The 12,136-nt window shown below is 62.5% G+C and carries 10 protein-coding genes; 6 read left to right on the top strand and 4 right to left on the bottom strand.

The window, feature by feature from the left end:
* The first annotated feature begins 1 nt into the window (after window position 1).
* Window positions 2-463 (top strand): NfeD family protein, encoded by a 462-nt coding sequence (locus ACMGG9_RS04190; RefSeq protein WP_033642133.1) that lies wholly within the window; start codon window positions 2-4, stop codon window positions 461-463.
* Here the strand turns inward: ACMGG9_RS04190 and cueR are convergent.
* Complete coding sequence (gene cueR, locus ACMGG9_RS04185; RefSeq protein WP_025301807.1) at window positions 460-861, bottom strand: Cu(I)-responsive transcriptional regulator; 402 nt, start codon at window positions 859-861, stop codon at window positions 460-462. The two genes, ACMGG9_RS04190 and cueR, sit on opposite strands and share 4 nt — an antisense overlap.
* Before the next feature lie 107 nt (window positions 862-968).
* Here cueR and copA point away from each other — a divergent pair, with 107 nt between their 5' ends.
* From copA to ybaK, 3 genes are all read left to right on the top strand, one after another.
* The gene (gene copA, locus ACMGG9_RS04180; RefSeq protein ID WP_414161935.1) at window positions 969-3,680 is read left to right on the top strand and encodes a copper-exporting P-type ATPase CopA; all 2,712 of its coding nucleotides are present in this window, start codon (window positions 969-971) and stop codon (window positions 3,678-3,680) included.
* Between the two features lie 133 nt (window positions 3,681-3,813).
* Window positions 3,814-4,620: a TraB/GumN family protein gene (locus ACMGG9_RS04175; RefSeq protein ID WP_033651122.1), complete on the top strand. Its 807-nt coding sequence runs from the start codon at window positions 3,814-3,816 to the stop codon at window positions 4,618-4,620.
* A 228-nt stretch (window positions 4,621-4,848) separates the two neighbouring features.
* Window positions 4,849-5,328 (top strand): Cys-tRNA(Pro)/Cys-tRNA(Cys) deacylase YbaK, encoded by a 480-nt coding sequence (gene ybaK, locus ACMGG9_RS04170; RefSeq protein WP_004940240.1) that lies wholly within the window; start codon window positions 4,849-4,851, stop codon window positions 5,326-5,328.
* Between the two features lie 10 nt (window positions 5,329-5,338).
* Here ybaK and dacB read toward each other — a convergent pair whose 3' ends face one another.
* Window positions 5,339-6,805, bottom strand: coding sequence for a D-alanyl-D-alanine carboxypeptidase/D-alanyl-D-alanine-endopeptidase (gene dacB / locus ACMGG9_RS04165; protein ID WP_147880904.1), 1,467 nt, complete (start codon window positions 6,803-6,805; stop codon window positions 5,339-5,341).
* Window positions 6,806-6,897: 92 nt separating this feature from the next.
* Entirely contained in the window at window positions 6,898-8,055 is a 1,158-nt protein-coding gene (locus tag ACMGG9_RS04160) for a multidrug effflux MFS transporter (RefSeq protein WP_116286611.1), read from the bottom strand.
* A gap of 99 nt (window positions 8,056-8,154) precedes the next feature.
* Here ACMGG9_RS04160 and ACMGG9_RS04155 point away from each other — a divergent pair, with 99 nt between their 5' ends.
* Window positions 8,155-8,922, top strand: coding sequence for an AraC family transcriptional regulator (locus tag ACMGG9_RS04155; protein WP_033642122.1), 768 nt, complete (start codon window positions 8,155-8,157; stop codon window positions 8,920-8,922).
* Window positions 8,923-9,029: 107 nt separating this feature from the next.
* On the opposite strand, the gene ushA is transcribed toward ACMGG9_RS04155, so the two are convergent.
* A complete protein-coding gene (gene ushA / locus ACMGG9_RS04150) occupies window positions 9,030-10,682 on the bottom strand; it encodes a bifunctional UDP-sugar hydrolase/5'-nucleotidase UshA (RefSeq protein WP_033651116.1) in 1,653 nt (550 codons plus the stop codon).
* A gap of 178 nt (window positions 10,683-10,860) precedes the next feature.
* On the opposite strand from ushA, the gene ACMGG9_RS04145 reads away from it, so the two are divergent.
* Window positions 10,861-12,081 (top strand): MFS transporter, encoded by a 1,221-nt coding sequence (locus tag ACMGG9_RS04145; protein ID WP_033651115.1) that lies wholly within the window; start codon window positions 10,861-10,863, stop codon window positions 12,079-12,081.
* Window positions 12,082-12,136 lie beyond the last annotated feature (55 nt).

Here is a 12,136-nt window from a genome sequence, read left to right as displayed (position 1 = left end):
CATGCTCGAACTGATCGCGGCGAATCCGCTGTGGTTCTGGCTCTCCCTCGGGGGCGTGCTGCTGGCGGCGGAAATGCTCGGCGCCGGCGGCTACCTGCTGTGGAGCGGCGTGGCGGCGCTGTTGGTCGGCGCCTTGATCTGGCTGCTGCCACCGCTTTCCTGGGAATGGCAAGGCGTGATCTTCGCCGTCCTGACCGTCGTCGTCGCCTATCTGTGGTGGTACTGGCTGCGTCGCCGCCCGGCGGCCGCATCCGGCGGTTCGCCGGTGCTCAACCAGCGCAACCGTCAGCTGATCGGCACCCGCGCCACGCTGACGGAGCCGATGCACAACGGCATGGGGCGCATCAATATCGGCGACAGCAGCTGGCGCGCGCAGGCGGCGGAAGATCTGCCCGCCGGCACCGAAGTGGAAGTGGTGGCGGTGGAAGGGGTCACGCTGGTGATCCGTGCCATCAGCCGTTAATTAGAACGACAACACCCCGCCAGGTTATTGATGATGGGGCACTCCGCCCCCTCGTCGCCCGGGCATTGTTCCGCCAGCGTCAACAGGCGCTGGCGCATGTTACCCAGCTCGCTGATGTGCTTTTCGATCTCCGCCACCTTCTGCAGCGTGCGCGCCTTCACGTCGGCGCTGTGGCGGGCCGGATCGTTGAACAACGCTACCAGTTCGCGGCACTCGTCCAGGTTGAAGCCCACCTGCCGCGCCTGGCGCAGCAGCGTCAACTCTTCGACATGCTTGGCGGAATAGTGGCGGTAACCGTTGTCGCTGCGAATCGGGGCGGTAATCAACGCTTTCTCTTCGTAAAAACGAATCGTCTTGCTGGTTAAACCGGTTTTTTTCGCGACGTCGCTAATATTCATTTTCCCTCCTTGACCTTACCCTTGCTGGAAGGTTTAAGCTCCATTCTTAGTGAAAACAGGTCAGGCGGTCAACCTTTAAACACCGCCTCTACGCAAGGAGTTCAATCATGTCACACACCACTATGCTGGCATTGCAGGGGTTGTCCTGCATGAACTGCGCGCAGCGGGTGAAAAAAGCCCTGGAAAGCCGCAGCGATGTCGAACAGGCGGAGGTTAACGTCCATTACGCCAAAGTGACCGGCGAAGCGCCGGACAGCGCATTGATCGACAGCGTGATCGCCGCCGGCTATCAGGCAGAAGTCGCGCCGCGCGCCGACACCGAATTACAGCTGAGCGGCCTGAGCTGCATGCACTGCGTCGGCAGCACCCGCAAGGCGCTGGAAGCGGTGCCGGGCGTGTTCGCCGCCGACGTCGAGATCGACAACGCGAAAGTGTACGGCGATGCCGATCCGCAGGCGCTGATCGCCGCGGTGGAACATGCCGGTTATCACGCCAGCGTAGCGGGCGCCGTCGTCCCAAAAACTGAGCCGTTGACTGACGCAACACCTTCGTTGCCGGACGTTCAGCCAGCGGCGCAGCCTTCTCTTCCGGCAACCGACAGCGCGGACGACAGCGTACAGCTGCTGCTCAGCGGCATGACCTGTGCCAGCTGCGTCAATAAGGTGCAGCAGGCGCTGCAAAGCGTTCCCGGCGTGGAGCACGCGCGCGTCAACCTGGCGGAGCGCAGCGCGCTGGTGACCGGCGCCGCCGATGCGCAGGCGCTGGTGGCGGCGGTGGAAAAAGCCGGCTACGGCGCCGAGATGATTCAGGACGAAACCGAACGCCGCGAACGTCAGCAACAGACCGCACGCGCCAACATGAAGCGCTTTAGCTGGCAGGCGGCGCTGGGGCTGGCGTTGGGTATCCCACTGATGGCCTGGGGGCTGTTCGGCGGCAGCATGACGCTGACGCCGGAAACCCAGCGCCCCTGGCTGCTGGTCGGCGTCATTACCCTGGCGGTGATGGTGTTTGCCGGCGGGCACTTCTACCGCAACGCCTGGCGCGCATTGATGAACGGCAGCGCCACCATGGATACCCTGGTGGCGCTCGGCACCGGCGCCGCCTGGCTCTATTCGATCGCCGTCAACATTTGGCCCGATTTCTTCCCGATGGAGGCGCGTCACCTCTATTACGAGGCCAGCGCGATGATCATCGGTTTGATCAACCTCGGCCATGCGCTGGAACAGCGCGCCCGCCAGCGTTCTTCGCAGGCGCTGGAGCGGCTGCTCGATCTGACGCCGCCCACCGCGCGGCTGGTGACTGACGACGGCGAGCGCGATATTCCGCTGGCGGAGGTGCAGCTCGGCATGACGCTGCGGCTGACCACCGGCGATCGCGTACCGGTCGACGGTGAAATCGTGCAGGGCGAAGTCTGGCTCGATGAAGCAATGCTGACCGGCGAAGCGGTGCCGCAGCAAAAAGGCCCTGGCGACACGGTGCATGCCGGGACGGTAGTCGACGACGGCAGCGTGCTGTTCCGCGCCGCCGCCATCGGCAGCCAAACCACGCTGGCGCGCATCATCAAACTGGTGCGTCAAGCGCAGAGCAGTAAGCCGGCGATTGGCCAACTGGCCGACCGCGTCTCGGCGGTGTTCGTGCCGGCGGTGGTGGCGATCGCCCTGTTCAGCGCGGCGGTGTGGTACTTCTTTGGTCCGCAGCCGCAACTGGTCTATACGCTGGTGATCGCCACCACGGTGCTGATCATCGCCTGCCCATGTGCGTTAGGATTGGCGACGCCGATGTCGATCATCTCCGGCGTGGGCCGCGCGGCGGAATTCGGCGTGCTGGTGCGCGACGCCGACGCCCTGCAGCAGGCCAGCCAGTTGGATACCCTGGTGTTCGATAAAACCGGCACCCTGACGGAAGGGAAACCGCAGGTGGTGGAGATCCTGACCTTCAATCAGGTCAGCGAACAGCAGGCGCTCGGCTGGGCCGCCGCGCTGGAACAAGGCTCCAATCACCCGCTGGCGCGCGCCATCATGGAACGCGCCGCCGGGCAAACGCTGCCGCAGGTGGCGCAGTTCCGCACCCTGCGCGGCGCCGGCGTCAGCGGGGAGATCGATGGCGTGCAGGTGCTGCTGGGCAACGCCGCGCTGCTGAAACAACATCAGGTCGCGGCCGACGAACTGGAGGCGCCGATGCGCGCCCAGGCCGAACGCGGCGTGACGCCGGTGCTGCTGGCCGTTGACGGTAAACCGGCTGCGCTGTTCGCCATTCGCGATCCGCTGCGCGAGGACAGCGTAGCGGCGCTGCAGCGCCTGCACCAGCAGGGATATCAGCTGGTGATGCTGACCGGCGACAACCCGGTGACCGCCAACGCCATCGCCAAAGAGGCCGGTATCGAACGGGTGATTGCCGGCGTGCTGCCGGACGGCAAAGCGGCGGCGATCAAACAGCTGCAGGCGCAGGGCCAACGCGTGGCGATGGTCGGCGACGGCATCAACGACGCCCCGGCGCTGGCGCAGGCCGACGTGGGCATCGCGATGGGCGGCGGCAGCGACATCGCCATCGAGACCGCCGCCATCACCCTGATGCGTCACAGCCTGCACGGCGTGGCGGATGCGGTGGAACTGTCGAAGGCCACGCTGCGCAACATGAAGCAGAACCTGTTCGGCGCCTTTATCTACAATACGCTGGGCATTCCGATCGCCGCCGGCGTGCTCTACCCGCTGACCGGCACGCTGCTCAGCCCGGTGGTGGCGGGCGCGGCGATGGCGCTGTCGTCCATTACCGTGGTCAGCAACGCCAACCGGCTGCTGCGTTTTAAACCCAGGAAGTAAGCTCCGGGGCGCCGTCAAGGCGCCCCGCTGTTTTCCGGGCTTCCCTGCGCGGCGGATAGCGTTTAGCATGAATGACGATTTTCCCTCGCCTTGCACGCGAAAACGCGCACCCGTTATTCAGGAGCCACGCCGTATGGGTCAACTGTTACGCCGCCTCGCCGCCTTTCTCGGCCTGATCTCGCCCAAAAGTTACGCTTATCCGGCGCTGGACATCACTCTGCCGGGCGAGCGTCGGCTCCATCTGGTGGGCAGCATCCATATGGGCACCGTCGATATGGCGCCGCTGCCGCCCCGGCTGGCCGCCCGGCTGCAACAGGCCGACGCGCTGATCGTCGAAGCCGATATCACCGGCACCGCCTCCCCTTTCGACCACGCAGAGCAACAGCCCGAACTGGAACAGCGCCTGTCCGCCGAAGAATATCAACAGCTGCTGGCGCTGTGCCACGAACTGGGCGCCGATCCGCACGCCTTCGCCACCCTGCCCGGCTGGCAGGTGGCGCTGATGATGCAGGCGCGGCAGGCCCAGCGTCTGGGTCTGCGCGCAGAGTACGGCGTAGATTATCAGCTGCTGCAGGCCGCCAGAGCGCAGGACAAACCGGTGATCGAACTCGAGGGGGCGCAGCAGCAGTTGGCGATGCTGGAACAGCTGCCGGAAGGCGGCATCGCGCTGCTGCGCGATACGCTGGAGCACTGGCATACCAACGCGCGGCTGCTGCAAACCATGGTGAGCTGGTGGCTGGACGCCAAACCGCGCGGTACGTTGGACACGCTGCCGGCCACCTTCAGCGCCGGGCTTTACGACGTGCTGATGCATCAACGCAATCGCGACTGGCGGCGTCAGCTGGAGGCGCTGCCGGCCGGAGACTATGTGGTGGCGGTTGGCGCATTGCACCTGTATGGCGAGGATAACCTGCCGGCGATGCTGCAGCCGCAGGGGTAAAAAAGTGGCCAATATCGCTATTGGCCAGTCAAAGAGGAATTTCTTGTATTCTAGTTATACGCATAGCAACCGTGTTAACGGTTACAGTAAACAGGGTAGCAACCCGGTGAATATCTTGGCAACCCGCTTTATGTAACAGCCGCTCAGGTTGCCGGGCAGGTTGGATTTTTGTATTTTTAAGACTGGTTATCACCCCTTCCCCGCCGGGGACATTTTGGACAACACATCATGACGCCCGCAGTCGTTCTGCTTGAGAAACAAAAGGTCGCCTTCACCCTTCATCCTTATCACCACGACAGCGACGAAACCAACTTCGGTGACGAAGCGGTGAGAAAGCTGGGGCTGGATGCCGATCGGGTTTACAAAACCTTGCTGGTGGCGCTGAACGGCGACGCCAAACACCTGGCGGTGGCGGTCACGCCGGTCGCAACCCAGTTGGATCTGAAAAAGGTTGCCCGCGCCCTCGGCGCCAAAAAGGCCGAGATGGCCGATCCGCAGCTGGCGCAGCGCGTCACCGGGTATCTGGTGGGCGGCATCAGCCCGCTGGGGCAGAAAAAACGGCTGCCGACGGTGATCGACAGCCCGGCGCAAGCGTTCGCCACCATTTACGTTTCCGGCGGCAAACGCGGGCTGGATATCGAGCTGGCCGCCGCCGATCTGTGCCGCCTGCTGGCCGGCAGCTTCGCCGACATCGCCAAACGCGACTGACGCCGCGTACTCAGCGGCACACCACCGTGGCGTCACAGGCCGCCAGCGTTTCCACCAGGCGGTCCTCCAGCGCCTTCACCTGCGCGCCGGGCACCAGATAGTTATTGCTGATGATGGCGAACGCCAGCGGCCGCCCGGTCGCCGAATCAACATAGCCGCTGAGCGACGATACGCCGGTCATGGAACCGCTCTTGGCGTGAGCGCGCCCCGCCGCCGCACTTTTCACCATGCGGTTACGCAGCGTGCCGCCCACCAGCAACCCCGGCTCGCCCGCGACGGGCAAGGCGCGATACCAGTCGGCGAACCACGGCTGTTTTCTGGCCGCCAGCAGCAGCGTCGTCAGCTGTTGCGGCGTGATCTGGTTCATGCGCGACAGCCCTGAACCGTCCACCTGGCGATACGCGTCGGCCGCGATGCCCTGGCTTTGCACAAATCCGTTTATCGCCTGAAGGCCGGCGGCCCAATCCCCTTTGCCCTGCGTCTTGCGGCCCATCGCCTTGGTCAATATCTCGCCGTAGCCGTTATTGGACACTTTCAGGAATGTGACGACCAGGCGGGAGAGCGGCGGCGAGGTTTTTTGCGCCAGTAGCTGTGCGCCGGCCGGTGTCACGCCCTCTTCAGCGTTGCCGCGCAGGGTGATGCCGTGCGCGCGCAGAGCATGTTGCAATAAAGCGCCGACGACGAGGGCCGGTTGATCGACGGTAATCAATCGCGAGCTGGCCTCCGCCTGTGCGGCGATGGTGCCGCTGACCACGATCCGGTTGCTGCCCGGCCGGCGCTCGTACGTCAGCGCGGTGTCACTGCCGGTGGTGGTGCGATTGACCAGCGTCACCGCGTCATTGGCGGGATAGAAGCTCGCCCGTCCCGGCGCGCCGGCGCGAGCGCCCGGCCGCACATCCACCTGCACCACGTTGATATCGCCGCCGGGGGTAAAGGCGTAGTTCAGCGCCGAGATCGGCGCAGCGAAGGCGAAGGGTTCATCGTCCCAGCTCCAGCCGGCGCCGAATGGCGTTTGATCGAAGGCGCCGGCGTCCAGCAACAACCGCCCCTGTATATGACGGATGCCGCGCTGCGCCAGCGCCGCGGCGAAGGTGTCGAGATCGTCCGGATGCAGCGTCGGATCGCCGCTGCCCTGCAGATAGAGATCTCCCCGCAACGTGTCGCCGCGCTGCTCGCCGGCGGTCAGCAGCCGGGTTTCAAACCGGTAATCAGCCCCCAGCACGCCGAACGCCGCCAGAGAAGTGAAGATCTTCATGTTGGAAGCCGGCGCCAAACGCTGCTCCGCGTGCGCCTGATACAGCACCTTGCCGCTGTCGGCATCGCGCACCATCACGCCGTTCGACGCCCCGGCCAACGCCTTGTCCTGGCCGAGGGCCGCCAGCGCCTGGCTGAGGGTTTGTCCATGACGTTCGCCGGATGACGAACACCCCGCCAGCGCCACGATGGCGGGCAGCAGCCAGCCTGCGGTTTTCAACATGTCATCTTCCTGTTTGCGTTATCAAAACCAAATTGTCGCTCAGGCTATCATTGGAAGGCGGCGGTGGCGAGAATGTCCGGTCCGCTTATCATTCAGATACGCTCAGGCATCGCCAAACGACGCTCGTTGTGCACCACCCGCCACGCCAACAGCAGCACGCAGAGGCTGCAGAGCGACAGCACGGCGCCCAGGTGCTGCGACAGCCCCGCCAACACCAAGCCACCGCCGAGCATCAGGTAATACATCAGGCCAAGGATGGCGCCGGCGGTGCCCATGCAGTCTTTATAATGGCGCAGCGCGCGCGCCAGAATATTGGGAATGGCGATGCCGTACGCCATCACCACCAGCATCATCGGCAGAACGAACCACAAGCTCCCTTCCAGCAGCAGTACCAGCAGGCCGCCGGTCAGCGATAATCCGCAGGCCAGCATCAACAATGCAGGGAACAGCCAGTGCTTGCCGATCAAAAACTTGTTGATCGCCGCGCCGATGCCCACCCCGGCCGCCAACACCAAACCGGTATAACCGAACCACTGTGCCGGCAGCGCCAACGCCGAGAAGTGGAATGGCGCCAGCTGGTAATAGCTGAACATGCAAATATTGAACAACGCCACCAACAGCGCGCTGAGCCAAATATCCCCGTCCTTGACCATCCGTCCCAGCGTGCCGAAAAATGAATTCTTCACCACCTGCTGCGGACGCGTCTCCGGCAGTTGCCAACCGGCATAGCCCAGCAACAGCGCCGCCAACAGCGCCAAACCGCCGAACACCCCCTGATAGCCCCAATAGTGAGTCAGCACTGCGCCGCTCAACACGCCAACCGCCGGGCTGATCGCCATGGCGATCCCCATCACCGAGAACACCCGCGCCAATTCATAACCGTCGAAGCGATCGCGAATCGCCGTTTGCGTCCCGACCGAACCGACCGCCGCGCCAAAGGCGGCCAGCACCCGCGCGGCCAGCAGTACGCTGAAGCTGCCGCTGAACAGCGCAACGAGAGAAGCCAGCAGATAGAGCGTCAGCCCGGCCAAAATGGTGGGACGGCGTCCGATGACGTCGCACATCCGTCCCCATACCACCACGCCCAGCGCAAAGGCGAAAAAGTAACAAGAGAGCGTTTGCGCCGCCATTTCCGCACTGACCCGGAAACCGTGCGCAATATGCGTCAATGCAGGGCTGTAGATGGTCTCCACCACCTGGGGAAACATCATCATCGACGTCGCCAACGTCAGCGTCAGTTTACGTTGCATAACAGATCCTGTAGCCAAGAATAGGCTGCACAAGGTAGCATCTGGTCCCAGCGCCGATTACAATATAAAAGACAATAAATTTACAAAATCGGACAGACTATGGCGTGGCTTCAGGCGCAGGACAGTTTTAATCCGGATACGCTCGACAACGGGGTGCTCGGGATCGCCGCCGAACTGGCGCAGCACGACTCGGGCACGCATTGGCATGACAGGGGGCAGTTGCTGTTCTGTCAGCAAGGCAGCATGCGCATCACGCTCAACCAAAGCATCTGCATGCTGCCGCCGGGCAGAGTCGCCTGGATCCCGCCGCAGGTGGCTCACCGCGTTCAGGTCAACGGCGTCGTCGGTTACCGTTCGCTTTATCTCGACGCCGATCGCTATGCCTGTCTGCCTGCGCAGCTTGCCGTACTGACAGCCTCGCCGCTGCTGCGCGAGGTGTTGGAACGCATCGCGTTCGCCGCCTTCGACACCGACTGGCAGCATGGGCCTTACGCCAATATTCTGGCGGTCTGCCTGGACGAGATCGCCGCCGCGCCGCGCGAACTGACGCTGCTGCCGCTGCCCAGCGACCGCCGCCTGCGCCATCTGGCCAATCTGGACATGCTTCCGCCGCTGCACGAGCTATCGCGCTATAGCGGCGCTTCCGAGAAAACCATCAGCCGGATTTTCCGCCGTGAAACCGGGCTCGGTTATCAACAATGGCGTCAGCAATGGCGCCTGATCAAAGCGATAGAGATGCTGGCCGCAGGGATGAGCCAATCCGACGTCGCCGGTCGGCTGGCGTTTTCCAGCGACAGCGCCTTCGCCACTTTTTTCAAGAATATGGCGGGCTGCCCGCCGAGGGCGTATATGGAGAGAAGAAAGTAAGACGCCGTTTAAAACGGCAACGCTGACAAAAGGCGTTGATGCAGAGGAGAAAAGCGAGGGGGGAACGGCGCCCCCGCGACAAGCGAGAGCGCCGTTCCGCGACGCCTCTAGCGATAGACGATTTCGCCCTTCGGCTCGTAGGCCGCCGCATCCAGCGGCGAGTGTTTCTCGATGTACTGCTTCAGCACTTCGGCATCGATAAAGCCGGTGTTGACGTAGCTCGGCAGCCCGTCCAGCTTCGGATAGCCGTCGCCGCCCAGCGCGTTGAAGTTCAGCGTCGCCATGCGGTAAGTTTTATCCGCCTGCAGCGGCTGGCCGTTGATCTTCACCTCGCTGACGCCCTTGCCGTCCGCCACCAGGCTGACGTTGGCGAACTGGGCATAGGCGCCGGAATCCGGCTTCATGTTGGCCACCACCGCCAGATACTGTTCAACCTCGCGCCCTTTCATATCGACATGCACCAGCGTGTTGCCGAACGGCTGCACCTTGAGCACGTTCTTGTAGGTGATATCGCCGCTTTCAATCGAATCGCGCACCCCGCCACCGCTCATCACGGCGAAGTCGGCGTCGGCGCGCTCCCTCTGCGCCGCCAGCATCACCCGCGCCAGGTTGGTCTGCACGAAGCGCACCTTGCTGCGATCGCCTTCAAGCTTGCCGTTGACGCTACCGATCTTCACGCCCAGCTGCGCCTTGCCCTTATCCTGGAACGGCGTCAGCAGCTTCATCATGGTCGGATCTTCCGCAATCTGCTGGGTGTAGTACACGCGCTCGCTGGTGCCGTCGGCTTTCTCCACCTTCTTCTTCAGGTTCACCGGGATCAGCTGATAATGCACCAGCTTCAGCTCGCCGTTGCGGAATTCGAAATCGGCGCGCCCGACGTATTTGCCCCACTCGTGCGCCTGCACGATCCAGGTGCCGTTCTGACGATCCGGCGAGCATGGCGTGCCCGGCACATAATCCGCCTGTTTGCGGTTGTCGCCGGCCATGCACACCGGATCCTGCGAGTGGCCGCCGACGATCATGTCGAGATATCCCGCCGGCAGGCTGCGCGCCATCTCCACGTCGCCCGGCGCGTTAGAGCCATGCTCGCCGTTGTCGTAGTGCCCCATATGGGTGGCGGCGATGATCACGTCCGGCTTCTCGTCCTTGCGCAGTTGCTCCACCACCTGCTTCGCTTCCTGCGCCGGCACGCGGAACTCCATGTCGGTGAAGTACTCCGGATTGCCTATCTTGGCGGTGTCGTCGGTCGTCAGGCCGATCACGGCAATCTTGATACCCTGTTTGTCGAACAAGGCGTAAGGCTTGAACAGGCGCTGGCCTGTGCTTTTCTGGTAGATGTTGGCGGACAAGAGCGGGAAGGTCGCCCACTTCTCCTGCTGGCGCAGCACGCTCAGCGGGTTGTCGAATTCGTGGTTGCCGATCGCCATCGCGTCGTAACCCACCAGGTTCATGCCGCGAAAGTCCGGCTCGGCGTCCTGCAGATCCGATTCCGGCACGCCGGTGTTGATATCGCCGCCGGACAGCAACAGCACGCTGCCGCCCTGCGCCGCCACTTCGCGGCGAATGCCGTCCACCAGGGTTTTCTGCGCGCCCAGACCGTATTCACCGTGATCGTTCTGCCAGAAGTGACCGTGATGATCGTTGGTATGCAGAATGGTGATGGCGTAGGTCTTATCCTTTTCCCAGGCACTGGCGGCCCCCGACAGCAGCGTCAGGGATACGGCCAACGCGCATGCGGTGGTTTTCAGCGAAAAACGCATGGCGGATCTCCGTGTATTAAATGGCTTTTATGATGAGGGCGAAATTGTAGCGCGAATTAATGACAGCTGATTTCAATTTTTTGCGATGTGAGTCTGATTATTTCAGATATGGTAAAAATTGAACGCCCTGCCTAAGATGTCATCTCTGTGCTCAACAACTTATCAGGCTAATAATAATATGACCGACAGTAGCCAAAGCGCGATGCCGCCCGCCAAGGGCAGTACGGTAAAGAGGACCGCTTTCTCCATCCTCGGCGCCATCAGCGTGTCTCACCTGCTCAACGATATGATCCAGTCGCTGATCTTGGCGATTTACCCGATCCTGCAAGCCGATTTTCACCTCAGCTTCGTGCAGATCGGTATGATCACCCTGACCTATCAGCTAACGGCTTCCCTGCTGCAACCGCTGATCGGCTATTACACCGATAAACACCCGCAGCCTTACTCACTGCCTATCGGCATGGGCTTTACCCTGTCCGGCCTGCTGCTGCTGTCGGTGGCGAACACCTTCCCGCTGGTGCTGCTGGCAGCGGCGCTGGTGGGCACCGGCTCATCGGTATTCCACCCGGAATCCTCGCGCGTGGCGCGCATGGCCTCCGGCGGACGACACGGCCTGGCGCAGTCGCTGTTCCAGGTCGGCGGCAACTTCGGCAGCTCGCTCGGCCCGCTGCTGGCCGCGCTGATCATCGCGCCTTACGGCAAAGGCAACGTCGCCTGGTTCACGCTGGCGGCGCTGCTGGCGATCGTGGTATTGCTGCAGGTCAGCAAGTGGTACCAACATCAGCATCGGGCGGCGAAAGGGCAGCCGAAAAGCCCCGCAATGCTGAAACCGCTGCCAAAACGTACCGTCGCCTACTCGCTGGGCATTCTGCTGGTGCTGATTTTCTCTAAATACTTCTATCTGGCCAGTATCAGCAGCTATTACACCTTTTATCTGATACATAAGTTCGGCGTTTCGGTGCAGAATGCGCAAATTCACCTGTTCGCCTTCCTGTTTGCGGTGGCCGCTGGAACCATCATCGGCGGGCCCCTTGGCGACAAGATAGGGAGAAAATACGTTATTTGGGGCTCAATCCTTGGTGCAGCGCCATTTACGCTTATTTTACCCCATGCATCCCTGTACTGGACCGGCATTTTGACGGTGATCATCGGGGTTATTCTCGCCTCAGCGTTCTCCGCCATCCTGGTCTACGCACAGGAGCTGATCCCCGGTAAAGTCGGCATGGTTTCCGGTTTATTCTTCGGTTTTGCTTTCGGTATGGGCGGGTTAGGCGCGGCAGTTCTTGGCTATGTCGCGGATTTGACCAGTATCGAGCTGGTCTACCAAATCTGTGCTTTCCTGCCGCTGATCGGCATTATTACCGCGCTACTGCCCAATATGGAGCATAAACCGCAATAACCCCGCGAACTGCCCGGATGAAAGTATTTATTCATCCGGGTTATCCTACGGATAA

Source organism: Serratia sp. BNK-10 (genome assembly GCF_047456065.1).
In the GTDB taxonomy this organism is placed as follows: Bacteria; Pseudomonadota; Gammaproteobacteria; order Enterobacterales; family Enterobacteriaceae; genus Serratia; species Serratia ureilytica.
Note: the sequence above shows the minus strand (reverse complement) of the source record. Positions and strands in the feature narration are given on the sequence as shown.